Source organism: Micromonospora sp. DT48, assembly GCF_049844495.1.
Taxonomy (GTDB): Bacteria; Actinomycetota; Actinomycetes; order Mycobacteriales; family Micromonosporaceae; genus Micromonospora.
This window is the reverse complement of record NZ_JBNCLE010000008.1, coordinates 342,895-363,643: the sequence shown is the minus strand read 5'-3', so window position 1 is coordinate 363,643 and position 20,749 is coordinate 342,895. Positions and strand designations below refer to the sequence as shown.

Sequence of the window (20,749 nt, the reverse complement as noted above, 5' to 3'; positions counted from 1 at the left end):
CGGGGCCGGAGCACGTTCTGACTCGTGGTGCCGGGCTACCGCTGGACGAACACCGCCACGCTGCGCGCCGGTACGGTGAACGTGCCGCTGGACCGGTCGAAGGTGGCGGTACGCAGCACCGGGTCGGCCGAGGAGCGCAGCACCGGATGCAGCGACACGTCCGCCCCGCGCAGCCCGGTCACCCGCTGGGTGGCGGCCTCCGGGGTGGCGTTGAAGACCACCGTCACCGACGTCCACTGCCCACCGAGCCCCCGGGCGTCGAGGGTCATGGTGAGCACCCCCGGGGTCTCGTCCACCCCGGACAGCGGGAACGCCACCCGCTGCTGCACCTGCTTCGCGGTGGGTAGCCCGAAGACCGGCGACGAGGCCCGGATCCGCAGCAACTCGGCGTAGCGGGCATCGGTCAGCTCGACCGCCGCGCAGTCCGGCACCAGCGTCGGATCAGCCAGCAACGGCTGCGCGTACGGCCACTTGTCCCGGTTGTCCTCGGCCGGTGGCAGCCCGACGCCGAAGCCGTTGCCCTGGGCGCAGTCCCACCGGATCTGGTTGAAGTGGTCCCCGGAGTTGTACGAGTTGCGGTCCAGCGACTTCGACCGCAGCCGCTCCGTGCCGGTGGTGACGAAGCCGGCGCCCTGGCTCATCACCACGGTACTCAGCGCCAGCACCTGCATCCGGGCCCGATCCGTGGCCGAGGTGGCCTGCGGCAGCTTGTAGGCCAGCGCGTCGTACAGGATCTCGTTGTCGTGGGCGTCGACGTAGGTGACCGCCTCCCCCGGCGCGGCGGTGTAACCGGCCGGTGAGCCGTTGTAGTCGACCTGCGCGCCGGTCACCACCCGCCCCGACGAGTCGGTGAACCGGTAGTCGCGCAGGTTACCGGTCAGCCCCACCTTGACCAGGTCGTGCTGGTGCAACAGACGGGCCCGCTGCTCGGCGGCCGAGCCGTTGACCGGATCGCCGTTGGGGTCGGTGAAGAGGCCGGAGGCGAAACCCTGCCGGCGCGGGTTGTCGTCGAACGGACCACCGCCACGCACCGCGTCACGCAGCCGGTCGTTGAAGGTGCCGATCCCGGTACCGGCCATGTTGGCCTGGGTGGCCTGCACGAACCGGGCGTCGTCGGCCACCTCGCCGAAGTTCCAGCCCTCGCCGTAGAGCAGGATGGCCTTCCCGTCCACGCCGTCGCGGGCCACCGTCAGCTTGTCCAGCGCGGCGCGTACGGCCAGGATGTTCGCCTTCGGGTGATGGCCCATCAGGTCGAAGCGGAACCCGTCCACCTTGTACGCCTTCGCCCAGGTGACCAGCGAGTCCACCACCAGCTTGCCCATCATGGCGTGCTCCGGAGCGGTGTTGGCGCAGCAGGTGGAGGTGGCCACCGTGCCGTCGTCGAGCAACCGGTGGTAGTAGCCGGGGACGATCTGGTCCAGCACCGACCTCGGGTCGGCACCGGCGGCCGAGGTGTGGTTGTAGACCACGTCCATGACCACCCGCAGGCCCACCCCGTTGAGCCCGGCCACCATCTGCCGGAACTCGGTGGTCCGCCCGGCACCCTGCGGGTCGACCGCGTACCCGCCCTCGGGGACGGTGTAGTGCAGCGGGTCGTACCCCCAGTTGTAGCCGTCGGTCTCCTTCACCGCGGCCACGCACTCCTGCTGCCGAGGCGAGTCCGACGGCATCGCGGCCAGGTCGCAGTCCGGCTGCCGCTGGTCGGCCCGCCGCTCCGGGATGGTGGCGAAGTCGAACGCCGGCAACAGGTGCAGGTGGGTCACCCCGGCGTCGCCGATCGCCTTCAGATGCCGCATCCCGGCGGTGGTCGGGTCGGTGAAGGCGAGGAAGGTGCCCCGCCGCTGCGCCGGCACGGTCTCGTCGGCGATGGAGAAGTCCCGCACCGACAGCTCGGAGATCTGCACCTTCGCCGGGGGCACCGCCGCCGGTTTGCGCAGCCGCGTCCAGCCCGCCGGGGCGAGCGTCGGGTCGGTGAGGTCGACGATCTGACTGTGCGTGGAGTCCGCCGCCAACGCCACCGAGTACGGGTCGGTGACCGAGGCGGTGACCATCTGCTGCGTCGCCGGCTGCCACGCCTGCACCCGGTAGCGGTAGTACCTGCCGGTCCAGGAGCGCTGCCCGCGTACCGACCAGACACCGGTGCGGTCGTCCCGGCGCATCGCCACCGGCCGCGCGGTGGCCGTCGGCGAGTCGTACAGCTCCAGCGACACCGTCCGGGCCGTCGGCGCCCAGACCGACAGGGTCGGTACGCCACCGGTGAACGTGGCACCGAGCCGGGCGGAGGTGGCCGGTGCGTACACGTCGTCGAGCACGCCGGGCAGTTGCACGCCGGTGGCCCCGAGCAGGGTGCCGTCGGCGGCCCGCTCGGTCACCAGCACCTGCCCGCGCAGCGCCGCCGGCACCTTGGCCAGGTCGCGTCGGTCCAGGGTGAACGCCCGGTGGTCCCACAGGTGCGGGAAGGCCGTGCGCTGGGCCTCGGTGAGCCCGTTGCGCTGCGCGGTCAACGGCAGTTCGGTGTACGCCCCGACCAGCTCACCGTCGACCACGCGCACCCCGCCTCCGGCTGCGCTCACCAGCGTGTACGACCGGCCGTCGGTGGGTCCGGTGCGCCAGGCGACGGTGGACCTGTCGATCCAGTGCGCCCGCTGGCTGCTGATGTCGGTGTCCGCAGCGGCGCCGGTGGCGGTCGGCGGGAGCAGCCGACCCGGTGTCGCGGCGAGCAGCCAGACCTCCCGGCCGGTGTCGTCGAAGTCGAGCCGCTGGTCCTGCGGCAGGTCCTTCTCGTCACCGGAGTGGATGATGTAGCTCAGTCCGGTCGCCCCCTCGGCCAGCGGCACCCGGAACTGTGCGCCGAAGGAGTCGACCCGGGTCGGCGGCATCGGCGTCGCCCAGTCGGTGGGGGTGGCCGCGCCGTCCCACAGGTGCAGGCCCCAGCCGTCGTAGTCGCCGTCGGGTCGGTGGTAGTGGATGACCGCGACACCCTCCTCGACCGGCGGGGCGGGTGCGCCTGCGGCCTCCTCCCGGCTCAGGTATGTCGCCGGGTCGCCCTGCTTGACCCAGACCTCGCCGGTCTGTGTCACGTCCACGGTCCGGTCGTTGTCGACGTCCTTGTTCCCGTCGGCGTCGACCACCAGGAAGCCGACGGTCTTCGCCCCGGGCTTGAGCTTCACCCAGGCGAACCGCCCGTACGCGTCGGTGCCCGCGAACGGTTGTCCCTGCGGCCACTCGGTGGCGTACGCCGGGTCGATGTCACCCCACGCGTACAGCCCCCAGTCGTCGTAGTCGCCGTCGGCACGCTGGTGGTGGACCACCAGCCAGTCCCGCGACGAGCCGGACAGTTCGGGGGTGCCCACGCTGGCGGTGGCGCGGGCGGACGCGGTGCGGCCCCGACCGTCCTGGACCACCGCCTTGTATTCGATCTTCGTGCCGGCGGCCAGGCCGGTCAGGTCGTGGTGCACCGTGTACGGCGCACGCTGGGCGGAGCCGAGCAGCGTCCACTTCCCACCGGAGACCCGGGCCGCCATCGTCACGCGGGCCAGCGGGTCGCCGGTGACCTGGGCGGTGACCGCCGCGCGGGTGGCCGGCACGCCGACCGGGGCGATGGTGACACCCGGTTTGGCGTCGGGCAGCGCGACCGTCCGGCCCGCCCGGTGCACCACCGCCGACAGTGGCGGCACGGTCAGGGTCAGCTTCCCGTCACCGGTGGCGACCGGTCGGGCGGTGCTGCCGTAGACGCCGGTGAAGGTGGCACCGGCCGTCCAGGTGTCCACGGTGACGGACTGCGCGGTCGTGGCGTTGTTGACCGCCACCAGGTACTCGGTGCGGTCGCCCGGATCGATCCGGGAGAAGGCGAAGACGCCGGGCCCGTCAGCCGCGTGCCGGGTGACCTGCACCCCGTCCCGCAGCGCCGGGTGGGCCTGACGCAACCGGCCCAGGTCGGCGATGGTGCGGTAGAGCGGGTGGGTGCGGTCGAACTGGTCGACCGCGTGGGTGCGGTCGGTGCCGAGCAGATCGTCGTCGAGGTAGTCGGCGGTACGCGAGGCGAACATCGGTTGTCGGGCGTCCTTGTCGCCGCCGGCACCGGTGAAGCCCTGCTCGTCGCCGGAGTAGATCACCGGCTGGCCCCGGGTGAGGAACATCAGCTCGTGGGCGAGCTGGTCCCGACGCAGGTGGGTGGCCGGGTCGGTGGGGCCGTTGGCGATGAACGAGCCGATCCGGCCCATGTCGTGGTTACCGAGGAAGGTGGTCAGCCGACCGGCGTGGGTGTCCCGGGCCGCGTAGAGGTCGTCCCGGGCGTACAGGTCGGCCAACGTCGCCGCTGACCCGCCGTTGGCGGTGTAGTCCCGCGCCGCCTCCTGGAAGCCGAAGTCGAGCGTGGCGGGCAGCCCGCCCTGCCGTACATAGCTCGACGCGATCTCCGGATCCGCGCTGTACACCTCACCGAACATGAAGAAGTCCTTCGTGCCGGCCCGGGCCGCCGCCTGCTGCACCCCCTGGCTGAACCTCGGCCAGAAGTCCATGTTGACGTGCTTGACCGTGTCCAGCCGGAAACCGTCGACCCCGGTGTCCCGTACCCAGTCGGCGTAGATCTTCGTCATCCCCCGGACCACCTCGGGCCGCTCGGTCCACAGGTCGTCGAGGCCGAAGAAGTCGCCGTACTCGCTGTTCTCCCCGACGAAGGTCGAGTCACCACGGTTGTGGTACATCGTGGGATCGTTCAGCCACGCCGGGACCTTGACCTTGGCGTCGGCCGGGGTCTTGAAGGTCGGGGTGTACGGGAAGGAGTCGGCGTTGACCGTCGGGAAGTCCCGACTGCCGTCGGCGTAGTTGCGGTCCTCGAACGCCCGGCCCCGCGCGTCGCGGTAGGGCGCGCTCGCCTTGTCGACGTAGCCGTACCTGTCCTCGGCGTAACTGATCACGTCGGCGGTGTGGTTGACGATGACGTCGAGGTAGACCTTGATGCCGCGCCGGTGGGCGAGCTGCACCAGCCGCTTCAGGTCGGCGGCGCTACCAAAGTGGGGGTCGACCTGGGTGAAGTCGGTGATCCAGTAACCGTGGTAGCCGGCCGACACGTCGTCGCCCTCGCCCTGCACCGGCCGGTTCTTGAAGACCGGGGCGAGCCAGATGGCGGTGGTGCCCAGCCCTTCGATGTAGTCGAGTCGCTCGATCAGTCCCTTGAGGTCGCCACCCTGGTAGAACCCCTTGTCCGTGGGGTCGTACCCGGTGCGCAGGCGGTCCCCGGTGAGGCCACCCCGGTCGTTACGGGGGTCCGCGTTGGCGAACCGGTCCGGCAGCACGAAGTAGAACTGCTCGGCCCCGCGCTGGCTGCGGCCGGCGTCGAGCAGGGCGGCGGCGGAGGGTTCGGCGTGCCAGGTGACGGCCCCGGTGGGGCTCGGTTCCCCGGTGGCGGCGGGTCGACCGGCCGCCCCGGCGGCAGTCACCGCGACCGGCGTGCCGACGAGGGTGACGGTGAGCAGGAAGACGAGGGCGAGCAGGGTCGTGCGCGATGTCGGCGGGGGTTTCATCGACGGCCTTCCTCTGGCAGCTGATTGGCCCGCACGCTAGCCCTTGCCGAAAGGTTCTGCAATACCTTGCAAACGTTCCCGTAACAAAGCAGACGTTTGCGCAAGTCGGTCCGTCCGCCAGCCGCGAACCGGGTACCCGAAAGTCACCGAGCGCACGCCGACGACCGCCGCCGGTCGGGCGGTCTTGGCACGCGTGCCCCTACACGCCCCGGCAGGCACGTCCGGAGACGTCGCACCGCGCCGGCCGGGAGCCGGCCGACTCGATATGGAACCGCAGGTGGACCGAGGATCCCCCGGCCAGTTCAGGACCGCTGCGATAGGTCAGCGTCCCACCGGCACCGCTGAACGTCCCCTGTGGCACACCTTCCAACCAGGCGGTCACCACCCGCCCGCCCGGATACTCCACGCGCGCCACCCAACCCAGGTCACCTCGGGAGGTGTTGTGGATCAGCACCTCGGCGATGAAGCCACCCTGGAAGACCTGCAAGACCTGGTAACGGGCGTCGAGCGGAGCGGGCGGCGGGGCGGGCGGCGGCGGCGGCGCTGTCGTACGCGACGGCTTGGCGGGCGGCGCGGCCTGCGACGGTGACGACGTGGTGGGCATCGCCTCGGCAGTGGCGCTCGGCGGGTCGGTCCGGCGCGGGGACAACCCCGGCACCACCGGCGGCGGTGACGCCGACGCGTGATACCCCGCCGACGAGGCGCGCTCGGGCATCGGCGCGGCGGCCACCGGCGGCTGCCCCGGCGGCACCGGTTGGAAGTCCGGCCCGGGGCCCCGGTACGCGCCGACCGCGATGACCAGCAGCACCACCATGATGACGACCCCGACCGACACCAGGATCCACGGTGAGGAAGCCACAGCGGTCGAGCCGGGCGGCGGGAACTGGCGGGGAGCGCGACGCATACCGGACATGTCTCTCCTCAGCGGGCAGCCCGGCAAGCGTAACGATCTTCAGCCACGGCGGAAAGTGCCCGACGAATGACCATCTGTCCGACCCGACCGGTCAGTCGATCCCACAGGGTGTTCCGTTGACCGTGCACTGTGCCGGGTACTCCCCTCCCCCGATACGCGTGAAGCGCAGGTAGACCGACTGCTGGGCCCCGGCGGCGAGCTGTCCGGTCCCGCTGAGCCGATACCACCCGACACCTCGGATGGTCACCGCCACGCCCGGACCACTGGAAGCACGGATACCGGTGACGCCGCTGGCGAAGCGCAACTCGACCTGCCAGTCCTCCGCCTGCCCGGTGCCGTTGTGGACCACCATCTCCGCCTCGAAGTGGCCCGCGCCGCTGCCCTGCACCTGGTAGCTGACCGTGAGCGCCCCGGCCACCTCGAACGCGGCCGTCGGCGCGGACGCGCTCGGGGACGCGCCGGCTCCGGTCGGTGCGGGCGTCCCGCTCGGCGAGGCACCGGTCGACGGCGTCGACGTCGCACCCGACGTGGGCGAGCCGGTCGACGCGCTCGGGGTGAGCGAGGTCTTCGGGGTCTGCGAGGTGGACGGGCCGGTCGAGGTGGTCGAACGAGCCGCCGACTCCCCGCCCTCCCCAGCCGGTGTCGGCAGGGCGATCGGCGGACCCGGCGACCAGGCCGTCGGCTGCTCGGGACCACGGAACGACAGGAGCGCGACCACCAACAACACCGCCAGGACCGCGACGCCCGCCAGCACCATCACCCAGGGCGCGGAAGCGACCATCCTGGACAGCGCGCGGCCGGACGTCGCCCGGTCACCGACGGCGTCACCGAGCCGGTCACCGGCGGCCTCGTCGTCATGGTCGCCGACGACGGCACGGTTGCCGTCGCCGTACTGGTCACCGGTGGCATCGTCGTTGGCATCACCGGACGGCCGCACTGACATTGATGTCCCCACTCGTCGTCGCCGACGGGCAGCCTAGTCACGCCGACCCGGGGTGCGAAACGGGCAGGTGTCGAAGCCGTCCGACCCGGCGGACGGACCGGACACCTCGCCGCCCACCGCTGACCGGTTGCCGTCGCGTCCTGACCGGCGGCTCATCCCGTACGCACGACAGTGCAGATCAACGGCCCGTCGTCGGTGCTGCGCAGCAGGTAGCGGTAGCGCTCGCCGGGCACCTGCCGACCCTGGTTGTCCAGGAACTCCCAACGCACCGCCACCTCCACGAGCAGCGCGGACACCTGCTGCACCTGCTCGATGTCCGCGTGCGCCGCGACGAGTTCACGCTCGGTGTAGTCCGGCGCGGCACCCACGAAGGACAGCGCCACGGCGGCGGTGGAATTGAACGAGAAGCTGTAGGTGTCGGCCACCACCAACCCGGGCAGGGCGTAGCAGCCGGCGATCGCCGGCAGGTCCCCGACGGTCAGCGCCACGCCGTACCGGTCGAAGAAGTCGGTCAACGTGTCGAGATCGGTGGAAGCAGTCACACCGCAAGCAATTGCCGGCGCGCGGTCCGGTGAAACCTCACCGGGATGGGATCCGCACCTCGATCTCGCTGCCCAGCCGGGCGTCCCCGTGCAGTCCCAGGTCGTCGCCGCTCCAGAACCGGCCCGGGTCGTACCAGTTCGGTCGCCGTCCCGTCGGCAGCAGCCCCATCGCCTCGTAGGTGACCGCGACGACCTCCGCGCAGTACGCGGTCTCCAGCGCAAGGTCCCGCGACGCGGGCTCGCGCCGCCGGGTCGTCGGCAACGGCAGTCGTGGCGAGGGCACCCGACCCCGCAACCACCGCCAGGCCAGCTGGGCGGTGGAGGGAAACGGTGTGCCGTCCAGGCGGGCGATGGTGCGCAGCACCGCCCGCTCCATCTCCTCGTCGGCCGGCGGCTCCAACTGGCGCAGCCAGCCACGCTGGCCGTACCGGTTGGCCCAGACGCAGACCGCGTCCCGCAGGTCGTGCAGCTGCACGCCACGCTGGTGGGTACCGGTCCACAGATCCGGCAGCGACCGGCCCAGCTCGGCGTGCCACAGCAACGGCGGCATGTCGTCCAGCACCACCGCCATGCCCACGTGGTTGACCGGGCTGTTGGTGGTCAACTGGATGGCTCGGTCGGGCACGCTGCGGCCCCGGAAGACCCACAGATCGCCGGTACGGGTCAGCTCCACCGCCTCGTCCAGGCTGATGCTCATGGAGGACTACCCTAAGCGGATGCGGCAAAGGGTGCGGTGGTGGAAGGTCCTCGGCTTGGCCGGTCTGGCCGGTGTCGCGGCCACGGGCGTGGTGGTCGCCCGGGCGGAGCGCCGACGGCGCGCGTACACCCCGGAGGAGATCCGGGCCCGGTTGCGTGACCGGCACGCGGAGGCCAGCTCGATCTCCCCGGCCGACGAGGTCGGTTAGTCGACCTCGGCGTGGTTGCGGTCCCAGCGACCACCGACGGGTCGGCTGTCCAGGCGCAGCGGCCCCTCGACGTTGCCGGCGAGGTCGTTGTCCTCGACCCGGCACGAGACGCAGGAGCCCCGATCGCTGACCCACAGGCCGTAGCTCTGCGTCGGTTCGTCGCGGTTGTCCCAGATCCGGTTGCCGCGCACCATCGCCGACTCGAAGCGGGAGTTCACCGCGATGCCCGCCCGGACCGGTGTCGCCGGTGGCAACTCGTAGCGTGCCCCGGGCGGCGGCACGTTCTCGTTCCAGGCGATCGACGCGTCCGGCCGCAGGTCGGCCAACTCCAGCTCCATCTCGCTGTTGCCGATCACCAGCGCCACCCGGGATCCCACCCGGAGCACCTTTCCCCGGTGCCCGTCGGGCTGCCAGGTCGCCGTCCGGTCCGACACGGCGCGCCGCGAGTAGCGCACCGACTCACCTGAGCCGGTGGCCGCCGGCGCGCACTGTCGTCCGTTGCTCCGGATCCGGTTGTTCGTCACCGTGGCGTCGATCATCGGCCGGTCGACCCGGATCCCGTCGAGTCCGTTGTCCCAGAAGTCGTTGCTGTCGATCACCACGTCCGACGTCGGGCCCTGATAGCCGTTGCCCAGGTCATGCTGGCGATATCCGTACCAACCGTTGCCGCTGATCCGGTTGCCCCGGATCGTGTACGGCCCGGGGGTGTTGCCGACGCTGATCCCGTCGCGGACGTTGCGGTCGATCACGCAGTCACTGACGATGCCACCTCGACCGGCGATGCCCGCCGTGCCCTTGGCGGAGACGTCGAAGCCGGCCTCCAGGTTTCCGGTGAGCGTGCAGGCGGAGACGATCAGACCGTCCGCGCCCCAGTCCGAGATGCCGAACCGGTTCGCCTGGCTGTGGCAGCCGATGATGCGGTACCCGCGCGGCGGCGTCCAGTACGGCTTCTGCAACTCAAGGAAGATCCCGTTGGTGCCGTTGCCGAGCGTGGTGCAGTTGCTGATGGTGCACCGCTCCACCTCCCCCCAGCCGCCGATGCCGATGCCGATGCCCGCGCCACCCATCTCCTCGCCGTTGTCCAGTCGGCCACAGCCGACGACCACCACGCCGTCGATCAGGCTGTCCTGGAGGAAGTCACAGCCGAGGCCGGTGGCACCGGTGTGGTGGATGTACAGATTGCGGAAGACGCCGCGCACGACGTACTGCAGGCCGAGCCCCTTGGCCAGATAGCTGTACGCCACCATCGCCACGCCGGAGCCGTCGATCTCGAAGTCGGCGAAGGTGCAGTCGGCGATGTGCCGATCCCGGTCGGCACCGTGCTGCACGGTGGTCCAGAAGGCCAGCGGTGTCGGATCTGCCCGGTTTCCCTCGTTGCTCAGCATGAAGCGGGTGGCTCCCGGCCCGGCACCGATCAGTGACACCCCGCTGCGCCACACCGTGCCGGCGTCCCGGATCGAGTAGATCCCGGGCGGACAGTAGATGACCCGTGCCCGACCGTCGGCGGCGTACCCCTCACCGAGTTGGTCGACCAGCGCGGCCAGTGCCGGTTGGTCGTTGGTCACCCCATCGCCCTGAAGTCCGAAATCCCGGGCGTCGCACCACAGCGGCGCCCCGGCGACCGGTGGTGACGGGCGTTCGCGGGTGGCGATGGATCGATCCTGCTGCCCCACGGACCTCTCCCCTCGGTCGTGACCTGCTGCCCGCCCGGCTTTCCCCGTCGCCACGGCCGGAAACGCCGGGCGGCGGCACTGGGACAGCCCCGGTGGAGATGCCCGTCCGGCATGGTTTGTCGGGTTATGTGCTGATATGCGGTGACCGGGGTCACCCCACGGGCGGAATCGGGGACCCGGCGCGGTCGTTGTACATGGGGTAACCGCGAGCGCCGCCGAGCGCGGCCCTCGACCCGGCGGGAATGACCCCCCACCGCCGGTCGTTACATCTCCCGTACGCCGGAGCCGCCCCCCTCACCACGAGGCCCCGGCCCCCGGGGAATGACACCGGCACGCCCGGCGTTGACCACCCCGGACGCCACGCAAGTCTTCTCCCTTTCACGCGAGGCCCACCCGCATCCCCCATCGCGGGCAGCGGCCGCGTACCCCCGACGAAAGGTGTAGATCATCATGGCTACCACCATCCTGCGTAAGACCGCTCTGACCATCGCCGCTGCCGCCGCCACCGCCGGTGGTATCGCCGGACCCGCGATCGCCGCCCAGGCCGCCCCCGCGACCAAGCCGGTCGTGCAGGTGCAGGCCGAGCGCAAGCCCGGCGGCGAGCGCCAGCTCGACGTGCGCTACCAGGCTCAGGACACCTTCTACTACTGCGGCCCCGCCGCCACCCGTAACGCCCTGTCCGTGCAGGGTAAGGACATCGACCAGCACGACATGGCCAAGCGGATGGGCACCACCGAGGCCGGCACCGACTCCATCAACGACATCACCCCGGTGCTGAACAAGGAGACCGGCAAGGACGTCTACAAGTCGGTCGAGATCCCCGGCGCCAAGGCCGACGCCAAGCAGATTGAGAAGCTGCGCGAGGACGTCGTGCGCACGGTGGACGCCGGTCGGGCGGTCGTCGCCAACATCGCCGGCACCGCCACGGACACCGACGGCGTCGTGCACAGCTTCGAGGGCGGCCACTACATCAGCGTCGTGGGCTACCGCGACAACGGCGACCTGGTGAAGATCGCCGACTCGGCCGACCCGAACCAGGCCTCCTACTGGATGACCACCAAGGACCTGGCCAACTGGATCGCCACCCGTGGCTACGCCACCTCCTGACCGACCGAACACCACGAAGGGCCGACCCCACCGGGGTCGGCCCTTCGTCGTCTGCACCGCCGGATGCGACAACATCACCGATGTTGCCGTGTCACGCCACGGGCGAGGCAGCAACATCACCGATGTTGCTGCCTGGCCGTGCCCCCGGCGTTCAGGTCGGGGTGAGGAACTCCAGGCGGTCGCCGGGGGCACCTCCCGTCCATACCGTGACACCGGGTTGCGTGGATAGCAAGACGGACGTACGGTTTTATTGACGGCGCGGAACGGCGGTAAGTGTGGCCTAACCACGGCGGCACTCCGCCCGGTGCGAAAGACTGCTCAGGACTACTCACGGTCGCTGGTGTGAAGGAGTACGACGTGGCGAGCCTCGACACCTTCGGTGCGAAGACCCAGCTACGCGTCGGAGACGCGAGCTACGAGATTTTCAAAATCAGCCAAGTGGAGGGGCACGAACGGCTCCCCTACAGCCTGAAGATCCTCCTGGAGAACCTGCTCCGGACCGAGGACGGCGCGAACATCACCGCCGACCACATCCGCCAGCTCGGCGCGTGGGACCCGAGCGCGGACCCGAACGTCGAGATCCAGTTCACCCCGGCTCGGGTGCTGATGCAGGACTTCACCGGCGTACCGTGCGTGGTCGACCTGGCCACCATGCGCGAGGCCGTCCGCGACCTCGGTGGCGACCCGACCAAGGTGAACCCCCTCGCCCCCGCCGAGCTGGTCATCGACCACTCCGTCATCGCCGACCTGTTCGGCCGCGAAGACGCCTTCGAGCGCAACGTCGAGCTGGAGTACGCGCGCAACAAGGAGCGCTACCAGTTCCTGCGGTGGGGCCAGAGCGCGTTCAACGAGTTCAAGGTGGTCCCGCCGGGCACCGGCATCGTGCACCAGGTCAACATCGAGTACCTGGCCCGCACCGTGATGGAGCGCAACGGCCAGGCGTACCCGGACACGGTCGTCGGCACCGACTCGCACACCACGATGGTCAACGGCCTGGGCGTGCTCGGCTGGGGCGTCGGCGGCATCGAGGCCGAGGCCGCCATGCTGGGTCAGCCGGTCAGCATGCTGATCCCCCGGGTCGTCGGCTTCAAGCTCTCCGGCGAGATGCCGGCCGGCACCACCGCCACCGACCTGGTCCTCACCATCACCGAGATGCTGCGCAAGCACGGTGTGGTCGGCAAGTTCGTCGAGTTCTACGGCCCCGGCGTCGGTTCCGTGCCGCTGGCCAACCGGGCCACCATCGGCAACATGTCCCCGGAGTACGGCTCCACCGTCGCGATCTTCCCGATCGACGCCGAGACCACCCGCTACCTGGAGCTGACCGGCCGCGACCCGCAGCAGGTCGCCCTGGTCGAGGCGTACGCCAAGGAGCAGGGTCTCTGGCACGACCCGAACGCCGAGCCGGTCTACTCCGAGCGGCTGGAGCTCGACCTGAGCACCATCGAGCCGTCCCTCGCCGGGCCGAAGCGCCCGCAGGACCGGGTGCCGCTGGGCAGCGCCAAGACGCTGTTCCGCGCGGCGCTGACCGACTACGTGACGGCCGACGAGACCGGTGGCGACCCGGGGCGCAAGCCCGGTGTGCCGCCGCAGGAGAAGCCGTTCGGCGCCGCCGGCCCGGCCGACGAGGCCAGCGCCGAGTCCTTCCCGGCCAGCGACTCGCCCGCCAACGGGGTCAACGACCCGGCCGACGCCCCGCGTGACCTGGTGACCGCCGCGGTCGGCTCGGGCGGCCGGGCCAGCAACCCGATCCGGGTCACCGGTGAGGACGGCAACAGCTACGAGCTGGACCACGGCGCGGTGGTGATCGCCGCCATCACCTCCTGCACCAACACCTCCAACCCGCAGGTGATGATCGGGGCGGCGCTGCTCGCCCGCAACGCCGTGGACAAGGGCCTGAACCGCAAGCCGTGGGTGAAGACCACCCTCGCGCCCGGCTCCAAGGTCGTCATGGACTACTACGAGCGGGCCGGTCTCACGCCGTACCTGGAGAAGCTCGGCTTCCACCTGGTCGGTTACGGCTGCACCACCTGCATCGGCAACTCCGGCCCGCTGCCGGAGGAGGTCTCCGCCGCGGTGAACGAGGCCGACCTGGCGGTCGTCTCGGTGCTCTCCGGCAACCGCAACTTCGAGGGCCGGATCAACCCGGACGTGAAGATGAACTACCTGGCGTCCCCGCCGCTGGTGGTGGCGTACGCGCTGGCCGGCACGATGGACATCGACCTGGCCAACGAGCCGCTCGGCGAGGACAGCGAGGGCAACCCGGTCTTCCTGCGTGACATCTGGCCGAGCACCGCCGAGATCCAGGACGTCATCGCCTCCGCGATCGGTGCGACCGGCTTCAGCTCCGCGTACGCCGACGTCTTCGCCGGTGACGAGCGGTGGCAGTCCCTGCCGACCCCGACCGGCGACACCTTCGCCTGGGACGGTGACTCCACCTACGTCCGCAAGCCCCCGTACTTCGAGGGCATGGCGCAGCAGCCGGCTCCGGTGACCGACATCGCCGGTGCCCGGGTGCTGGCCAAGCTCGGCGACTCGGTGACCACCGACCACATCTCGCCGGCCGGTTCCATCAAGGCCGACTCCCCCGCCGGGCAGTACCTCGCCGAGCACGGCGTGCCCCGCCACGAGTTCAACTCGTACGGCTCCCGCCGGGGCAACCACGAGGTGATGATCCGGGGCACCTTCGCCAACATCCGGCTGCGCAACCAGTTGGTCCCGGGCGTGGAGGGCGGCTTCACGGTCAACCACCTGACCGGCGAGCAGACCTCCATCTACGACGCCGCGATGGCCTACCAGGCGGCCGACGTGCCGCTGGTCATCCTGGCCGGCAAGGAGTACGGCTCCGGTTCCTCGCGGGACTGGGCGGCCAAGGGCACCATGCTGCTCGGGGTGAAGGCTGTCATCGCCGAGTCGTACGAGCGGATCCACCGCTCCAACCTGATCGGGATGGGCGTGCTGCCGTTGCAGTTCCCCGCCGGGGAGACCGCCGAGTCGCTGGGGCTGACCGGCACCGAGACGTTCACCATCACCGGGGTGACCGCCCTCAACGACGGCGCCGCTCCGCGCACGGTGAAGGTCAGCACCGACAGCGGTGTGGAGTTCGACGCGTTGGTGCGGATCGACACGCCGGGTGAGGCGGACTACTACCGGCACGGCGGCATCCTGCAGTTCGTGCTGCGTCGCATGATCGCCAGCTGACCGGAACGGCCTGAGGGCTCCCACCCCGCCCGGGGTGGGAGCCCTCGCTCGTGGCGGGCGGTGCCGGGTCAGTCGGCGCGTCGGGCGTACCGGACCTTCATGGCGTGCTCCACCAGCGTGATGAGCACCTCCTTGACCGACTCCCGCTGCCGAGCGTCGCAGAGCAGCACGGGCACCCCCGGGTCGAGGTTCAGCGCCGCCTGCACCTCGTCGAGCTGGTACCGCCGGGCCCCGTCGAAGCAGTTGACCGCGACGAGGAAGGGCGTCCCCCGGCCCTCGAAGTAGTCGATGGAGGGGAAACAGTCGGCCAGGCGGCGGGTGTCGGCGAGCACCACCGCGCCGATCGCGCCGAGGGCCAGTTCGTCCCAGACGAACCAGAACCGGTCCTGCCCCGGGGTGCCGAACAGGTACAGCACCAGGTCGTCGCTGATGGTGATCCGACCGAAGTCCATCGCGACGGTGGTGGTCTGCTTCGCCTCGACGCCGGCCAGGTCGTCGATCCCCACTCCCGATTCGGTGAGCACCTCCTCGGTCCGCAGCGGACGGGTCTCGCTCACCGCGCCGACCAGGGTGGTCTTACCCACCCCGAAGCTACCGGCGACCAGTATCTTGATCGCTGTGGGCAGGGCGGCCGTGCCCGCCGGCCGCTCAGAGTGCCCGTAGTCCATTGATAACCGCCTCGAAGATGCTGTGATCGGATAGGCCGACGGTGGTGTGCGGCTCGCGGATCTGGACCAGACCGCGCGCCATCAGATCGCCGAGCAGGACCCGCACGGTGCCCACCGGCAGGTCCAGGTGTGCCGCGATCTCGGCGACGGACCGCATCCGCTGGCACAGGCCGACGATCGCCAGGTGCTCCGGGCCCAGACCGACCTCCGGGGCGACCTCCGCGCGGGTGGCCGTCACCAGGGAGATCAGGTCGAACGTGCCGGTGACCGGGCGGGCCCGACCGCCGGTCACCGCGTACGGGCGAACCACCGGACCAGCGTGGTCATCCACCCACTGGTGCTCGGCGGCATCCAACTGCGCCGTCATCGGCCTCAGTTCCGCCCGTGGGTCTGCTCCGCTGACCGGGACGGCGAGGCGACGTGCTTGCCCACCCGGGTGACCAGCATGGCCATCTCGTACGCGATCAGACCGACGTCGGCGTCCTCACTGGCCAGCACCGCCAGACAGGCGTTGCGACCGGCGGCTGTGACGAACAGGAACGACGACTGCATCTCGATGATCGTCTGCTGCACCTGACCACCGCCGAACCGCTTGCCAGCGCCCCGGGCCAGGCTCTGGATGCCGGCCGCCATCGCCGCCAGGTGCTCACCGTCATCGCGGCTGAGCCCCTGTGACGAGGCCATCAGCAGACCGTCGGCGGACAGGGCGACCGCGTGCTCGGCCTGCTTGACCCGGCCAACCAGGTCATCCAGCAACCACGTCAGGTCGGCACTCGAAGCCGTCTTCTGCGCCACTTCGTCGTCCTCTTCTCCCCCGGCTCATCGCCGTGCTCACTTGGACCTGACCGTTCCCGCCCGGCTCACCGGGAGAGGACGATCAGGTCCCCTGTTGATCGGCGTCGTCGGGCCCTTCGTCGAGCCCGGGCCGACCGCCAGCACCGAGCAGCCGAGCGGCGTCGGAGCGTCCCCGCCGGGTGCCGGTCTGGTACGAACTCATCATGCGACGCACCCGTTCGGGCTCGCGGACCACGTCGTCGTCATCATCCACCGCCTCGGTCCCGGCCCGCAGCGCCGGGGCCAGGCTCGCCTGGCGTACCCGGACCGGCAGGCCGGACTCGGTGCGGCTCAGCTCGGTCTCGCCCACCGCACCGGCGCCCGGATCCACAGTGGAGTCGGCGCGGGAGGTCAGCGGAAGTCCGATCGGGACGGTCGGTCCGTCCAGGGCCGACGAGTACGCCGGACGGTGCCGCGACCTGGTCGGCAGCTCGGCCTCGTCGACGGGCGGAGCCTGCGGACCGGCCCGGTCGGCGTCTGCGGGGTACGCCCCGACGTCGGGCTCTGGCCCCTCGGTGGGCGTTGCCGGGTCAGCGAGGTCCACCGGTGCGGTGCTCGGTGCGGCAGTCGGTGCCGTCGGCTCCGCTGCGTCGGCCGGGGTTTCGGCCCGGGTGTCGCCGCCGCCATCCGGCTCGGTCCCGTCCGGCTCGGCGCCGTCGGCGACGAGCAGGTCGCTCGGGAGCAGCACCACGGCGGTCGTCCCGCCGTACGCGGACTCCTTGAGTCGGACCCGGATGTCGTGCCGGGCGGCCAGCCGGCTCACCACGTAGAGGCCGAGCCGGGACTCGCCGGGCAGACCCAGCTCGGCACGGTCCAGCAGACGGTGGTTGGCGGCGGCCCGCTCCGCCTCGGGGATGCCCAGTCCACGGTCCTCGATCTCGACGGCGAAGCCGTTGGCGACCACCTGTCCGCGTACCTCGACGCCGGTGTACGACGGGGAGAACGAGAGCCCGTTCTCGATCAACTCGGCGAGCAGGTGGATGACGTCACCGACAGCCCGTCCGGCGACCGCCACCGCGTCGACCGGGTGCACGGTGACCCGGCTGTAGTCCTCGACCTCGCCGACCGCGCCACGGATCACGTCCAGCATCGCGACGCCACGCCGCCAGGCCCGGCCGGGCGTGGCGCCGGAGAGCACGATCAGGTTCTCCGCGTGGCGGCGCATCCGGGTGGCCAGGTGGTCGACGCGGAACAGGTCCTCCAGTTTCTCGGCGTCCCGCTCGCGGCGTTCCATCGAGTCGAGCAGGGTGAGCTGGCGGTGCGCCAGGGTCTGGGTACGCCGGGCCAGGTTCAGCGACACCTCGCGTGTGGTGCGACGCAGCTCGACCTGTTCGGCCACGGTGCGGACCGCGGCCGTCCGTACCGCGTCGAAGGCCCGGCCCACCTCAGCGATCTCGCCGTCGCCGAGGCTCGGCGGCGGCTCCGGGACGGTGTCGACCTGCTCGCCGCGCCCGAGCCGGTCCGCCACGCTCGGCAGTCGTTCGTCGGCGAACCGGTACGCGGCGTCGCGCAGTCGGCGCGACTGCCGTCTCAGGTCCCGTGCCGTGGTGATCGAGACGAGCACCGAGGCGATGACCACGAGCAGACCGAGACCGGCGACGAGCACCAGTCGGACGATGACACCGATCGCGACCGGCGTGGCGTTGCTGACGATGTCGTCTCCGGCGGCCACCACCACGTCGCCGATCTCGACGAGCGCCGCCCCGGTGGCGTCGGACCACTCCGACGCGGTCAACGGCACCCGGGAGGTGCCGCTGCCGGTCATGACCCTGTTCTCCAGGTCGGCCAGCCGCCGGAAGGCCGACCCGGTGACCAGTTGCTCGTAGCGGCGCTGATCGGCCTCGGGTAACCGGACGATCGCCTGGTCGGCGACGAACTGACGCGCACCGACGACCCGGGTGAACTCGGCCCGCTCGACCGAGGTGATCCGGCCTGCGGCGAGCACCCCGGCCAGCAGGGCGTCCTCCTGGGACAGCAGCTCCCGGGCCCGGTTGAGCCGGTGCAGCTGGGCCGTGTCGTCGACGATCCGGTCGTCGTCGAGGTTGCCGAGTTCGTCGTACACCTGGTAGATCGAGTCGATGAGCGCGGTGAACACCGCGCCGGCCTCGCCACGGCCGATGTTGCGCTCGTCGATGGCGGTACGCGTCTCGGGCAGTTCGGAGAGGTGTCGCTTGAGCCGCGCGATGCGGTCGTGCAGCGCGTCGCCGCCGAACAGGCCGACCGGCCAGCTGTCGGCCGACTCGGCGAACTCGGCGGCCAGTCGGTCGGTACGCTCGCGCAGCTTCGCCAGCTCCTCCCGCTGCGTCGCACGCGGGCGTCCGAGGTAGACCAACGAGGTACGCCGTTCCAGCTGCAACTGGGCCAGCAACGGCTCGGTGGGTGCGAACACGCGGGTGTCGAGTTGCCGTACGCCGAGCAGGTTCAGAGCGTCGGGGACGGTGACCCAGGCGGCGAAGCCCCAGAGCGCCGCGAGCGAGGTCAGCAGGGCCACCACCTTGGTGCGCAGGCTGAAACTGCGGGAACCCATTACACCGTCCCTGGCCCTGAGCTAGTTGATCGGCCAGTCAGGAGTGCGTCACACGGCACACCGACCCCGGCGCAACCTAACAGCGTCTACCCATCAACTCAAGCGATCGTGATCATGCCCGCGCGAGTCGCTGACACCCACCGCGTACGCCGACGGCGCGACCACACCGAGCGCCAGGTGTCGGGCCGCCAGCACCGCCGCCCGCACGATGAGCAGCGGCGCGTACAGGTCCTTGTCATGCCACAGTGGGGGGTGATCGGTCGTCTCGACGGGCAGGTGGGCCAGCGCCCGACGCACCGAGGACGGCACCTCGGGCCGGTCCCGGTGGCCCGGGCCGAGCAGGATGTGCACCGCGTACGCCGTCTCCTCGGCCGTGCTCGACCAGCGCCCCCAGCCACCGTCGGCGCGCTGCGTGGCCAGCACCCAGTCCACGGCCCGGTCGAGGCATGCGGTGGCCGTCCCGGGCGGCGCGTACCGGGCCAGGGCCAGCACCACGCAACAGGTGGCGTAGTACGGCGAGGCGTGCCACCGGTCCGCCCAGTGCCCGTCGCGCTGCTGCCGCTCGCAGAGCCAGCCCGCGAGTGCCGCCACCCGGGGTGCGTACCGGGTCGCGCCGTCCCCGGTGTGCCGGGAGTGCCAGCCCAGCGCCTCCAGCACGTGCGCGTTGGTGGTGACCGAGTGCCCGTCCTCCCCCCGCCAGGTGCAGAAGTGGCTGCCGAGGTCGTAGTGGTCGAGGCTGACCGGGTCGACCGGACGCCCCAACCGGGCGAGCGCGTACAGCGTCGCCGAGGTGGTGTCCGCGTCGGCGGGCAGCCCGGGGCCGGTCGCCGCGCCGCGCGGCCCGAGCGCGGCCACCAGCTCGGCGATCAGCTCCGGCGACGGCCGCGCCGGCAAGCCGACCCGGCTCAGCGTGGCCAGGGTCCAGGACCGCTCGAAGACGGTGATCGGCGTGCAGCAGGGAACCGGACCGCCGTGGCGGGACACCACCTCGTCGAGGTACGCCCGAGCGGACCGATCCGCCGAGCGGCGGTGACCCAACCAGGCCGCCGTCGCCGCCGGTGAGGCACCCACGGCCCCGGCCACCGGACTCACCTCGGTACGGCCGGCGGCGGCCGGACCCAGCACCTCGTAGGCGTGCCAGAGCTTGTCGGGAACCGGGCGGTCGGTGTCGAGCAGCGCGTCGACCGTGTTCAGTCGTCGTCGGTCAACTGGGGGCAGCGCGCGGGGCATTTCGCTCGCCGACGCGTCGTCGCCGTGGTGCAGCCGGGTCAGGTGTGCGTCGATCCTGGCCGCCAGGGCCGGCACGATCAGGTCCGCCGCCGGGGTGTCCGGCATGGCTCCGCCCGCGGCGAGCCGCCCCGCCAGGGCGAGCAGTCCGCGCGTGCCGGCCCGGACCAGGTCCGCCCGGGTGGGTGCGCCGGGCCCGGCCGGGTCGGCGCGGACCAGTTCGGCCAGCAACGCCTCCACCGCGCTCGCCGTCGGCACCAGGGCGTACCCACCGGCCGCGCCCCAGGCTCCGTCGACACCCTGCTGCCCCAGCAGGTACGCCAGTCGCCGGCCGTGCCCGGTGAGCCACGGCGCGTCGGCGACGAGTCGGCCCGTCTCGTAGACCGAGGGGCTGACCTGCCCGGGTGGCTGCCGTTCGAGTTCGGCGACCAGGTCGCTCACGGCGTCGGCGACGGCGGAAACCGCCGGGGTCGAGGTGGTGGCGATCGGAGCCGTCACGGCGCCACACCCGACGCGGTTCGTAGGGGCACGGATCCCGCGTGTCCGCTCTGGACTGACATGAAGTGGTCGGCTCCTACGTGATGGCCCCAGGGGCGTGGGGCGCTACTCTTCGAACTGCCACGGTTGCAATGAGCATGACATCGTACGGGCATTCCTCACTAGTCGCGCAACGAGAAATCCTCTTTG

The 20,749-nt window shown here is 71.3% G+C and carries 14 protein-coding genes; 3 read left to right on the top strand and 11 right to left on the bottom strand.

Annotated elements, in window-relative coordinates:
• Nucleotides 1-35: 35 nt before the first annotated feature.
• The 5 genes from pulA to ACLQ2S_RS11700 all read right to left on the bottom strand — a co-directional run bounded on the left by pulA (nucleotide 36) and on the right by ACLQ2S_RS11700 (nucleotide 8,620).
• Nucleotides 36-5,525 (bottom strand): pullulanase-type alpha-1,6-glucosidase, encoded by a 5,490-nt coding sequence (gene pulA, locus ACLQ2S_RS11720; protein WP_425701665.1) that lies wholly within the window; start codon nucleotides 5,523-5,525, stop codon nucleotides 36-38.
• 199 nt (nucleotides 5,526-5,724) lie between these two features.
• Nucleotides 5,725-6,438 (bottom strand): cellulose binding domain-containing protein, encoded by a 714-nt coding sequence (locus ACLQ2S_RS11715; protein WP_425701664.1) that lies wholly within the window; start codon nucleotides 6,436-6,438, stop codon nucleotides 5,725-5,727.
• Nucleotides 6,439-6,529: 91 nt separating this feature from the next.
• Nucleotides 6,530-7,381 carry a cellulose binding domain-containing protein gene (locus ACLQ2S_RS11710; protein WP_155218390.1) on the bottom strand — a complete coding sequence of 284 codons (852 nt, stop codon included), beginning with the start codon at nucleotides 7,379-7,381 and terminating at the stop codon, nucleotides 6,530-6,532.
• Nucleotides 7,382-7,533: 152 nt separating this feature from the next.
• Nucleotides 7,534-7,923: a hypothetical protein gene (locus ACLQ2S_RS11705; RefSeq protein WP_425701663.1), complete on the bottom strand. Its 390-nt coding sequence runs from the start codon at nucleotides 7,921-7,923 to the stop codon at nucleotides 7,534-7,536.
• A 37-nt stretch (nucleotides 7,924-7,960) separates the two neighbouring features.
• Nucleotides 7,961-8,620: a hypothetical protein gene (locus ACLQ2S_RS11700; RefSeq protein ID WP_155218393.1), complete on the bottom strand. Its 660-nt coding sequence runs from the start codon at nucleotides 8,618-8,620 to the stop codon at nucleotides 7,961-7,963.
• 19 nt (nucleotides 8,621-8,639) lie between these two features.
• Here ACLQ2S_RS11700 and ACLQ2S_RS11695 point away from each other — a divergent pair, with 19 nt between their 5' ends.
• The gene (locus ACLQ2S_RS11695; protein WP_196222528.1) at nucleotides 8,640-8,828 is read left to right on the top strand and encodes a hypothetical protein; all 189 of its coding nucleotides are present in this window, start codon (nucleotides 8,640-8,642) and stop codon (nucleotides 8,826-8,828) included.
• Here the strand turns inward: ACLQ2S_RS11695 and ACLQ2S_RS11690 are convergent.
• The gene (locus tag ACLQ2S_RS11690; protein WP_309223321.1) at nucleotides 8,825-10,501 is read right to left on the bottom strand and encodes a right-handed parallel beta-helix repeat-containing protein; all 1,677 of its coding nucleotides are present in this window, start codon (nucleotides 10,499-10,501) and stop codon (nucleotides 8,825-8,827) included. The genes ACLQ2S_RS11695 and ACLQ2S_RS11690 overlap by 4 nt on opposite strands.
• 450 nt (nucleotides 10,502-10,951) lie before the next feature.
• Between ACLQ2S_RS11690 and ACLQ2S_RS11685 the strand changes: the two genes are divergently transcribed.
• Nucleotides 10,952-11,608, top strand: coding sequence for a C39 family peptidase (locus ACLQ2S_RS11685; RefSeq protein WP_155218399.1), 657 nt, complete (start codon nucleotides 10,952-10,954; stop codon nucleotides 11,606-11,608).
• Between the two features lie 342 nt (nucleotides 11,609-11,950).
• Nucleotides 11,951-14,806 carry an aconitate hydratase gene (locus ACLQ2S_RS11680; protein WP_309223322.1) on the top strand — a complete coding sequence of 952 codons (2,856 nt, stop codon included), beginning with the start codon at nucleotides 11,951-11,953 and terminating at the stop codon, nucleotides 14,804-14,806.
• Nucleotides 14,807-14,874: 68 nt separating this feature from the next.
• Here ACLQ2S_RS11680 and ACLQ2S_RS11675 read toward each other — a convergent pair whose 3' ends face one another.
• From ACLQ2S_RS11675 to ACLQ2S_RS11655, 5 genes are all read right to left on the bottom strand, one after another.
• The gene (locus ACLQ2S_RS11675; protein WP_155218401.1) at nucleotides 14,875-15,474 is read right to left on the bottom strand and encodes a GTP-binding protein; all 600 of its coding nucleotides are present in this window, start codon (nucleotides 15,472-15,474) and stop codon (nucleotides 14,875-14,877) included.
• Complete coding sequence (locus tag ACLQ2S_RS11670) at nucleotides 15,455-15,841, bottom strand: DUF742 domain-containing protein (RefSeq protein ID WP_155218403.1); 387 nt, start codon at nucleotides 15,839-15,841, stop codon at nucleotides 15,455-15,457. Before ACLQ2S_RS11670 ends, ACLQ2S_RS11675 begins: the two co-directional genes overlap by 20 nt.
• Nucleotides 15,842-15,846: 5 nt before the next feature.
• Nucleotides 15,847-16,269, bottom strand: a complete 423-nt coding sequence (locus ACLQ2S_RS11665) for a roadblock/LC7 domain-containing protein (RefSeq protein WP_309223323.1) — start codon at nucleotides 16,267-16,269, stop codon at nucleotides 15,847-15,849.
• Nucleotides 16,270-16,351: 82 nt separating this feature from the next.
• A complete protein-coding gene (locus tag ACLQ2S_RS11660; protein ID WP_425701662.1) occupies nucleotides 16,352-18,835 on the bottom strand; it encodes a sensor histidine kinase in 2,484 nt (827 codons plus the stop codon).
• Between the two features lie 93 nt (nucleotides 18,836-18,928).
• Nucleotides 18,929-20,560: a prenyltransferase gene (locus ACLQ2S_RS11655; RefSeq protein ID WP_425701661.1), complete on the bottom strand. Its 1,632-nt coding sequence runs from the start codon at nucleotides 20,558-20,560 to the stop codon at nucleotides 18,929-18,931.
• Nucleotides 20,561-20,749 lie beyond the last annotated feature (189 nt).

What these genes read in the sequence shown, in the direction of transcription:
- ACLQ2S_RS11695 (WP_196222528.1), top strand. Translation starts at nt 8,640, where the DNA reads ATGCGGCAAAGGGTGCGGTGGTGGAAGGTCCTCGGCTTGGCCGGTCTG.
- ACLQ2S_RS11670 (WP_155218403.1), bottom strand. Translation starts at nt 15,841, where the DNA reads ATGACGGCGCAGTTGGATGCCGCCGAGCACCAGTGGGTGGATGACCAC.
- pulA (WP_425701665.1), bottom strand. Translation starts at nt 5,525, where the DNA reads ATGAAACCCCCGCCGACATCGCGCACGACCCTGCTCGCCCTCGTCTTC.
- ACLQ2S_RS11685 (WP_155218399.1), top strand. Translation starts at nt 10,952, where the DNA reads ATGGCTACCACCATCCTGCGTAAGACCGCTCTGACCATCGCCGCTGCC.
- ACLQ2S_RS11700 (WP_155218393.1), bottom strand. Translation starts at nt 8,620, where the DNA reads ATGAGCATCAGCCTGGACGAGGCGGTGGAGCTGACCCGTACCGGCGAT.
- ACLQ2S_RS11660 (WP_425701662.1), bottom strand. Translation starts at nt 18,835, where the DNA reads ATGGGTTCCCGCAGTTTCAGCCTGCGCACCAAGGTGGTGGCCCTGCTG.
- ACLQ2S_RS11715 (WP_425701664.1), bottom strand. Translation starts at nt 6,438, where the DNA reads ATGTCCGGTATGCGTCGCGCTCCCCGCCAGTTCCCGCCGCCCGGCTCG.
- ACLQ2S_RS11710 (WP_155218390.1), bottom strand. Translation starts at nt 7,381, where the DNA reads ATGTCAGTGCGGCCGTCCGGTGATGCCAACGACGATGCCACCGGTGAC.
- ACLQ2S_RS11675 (WP_155218401.1), bottom strand. Translation starts at nt 15,474, where the DNA reads ATGGACTACGGGCACTCTGAGCGGCCGGCGGGCACGGCCGCCCTGCCC.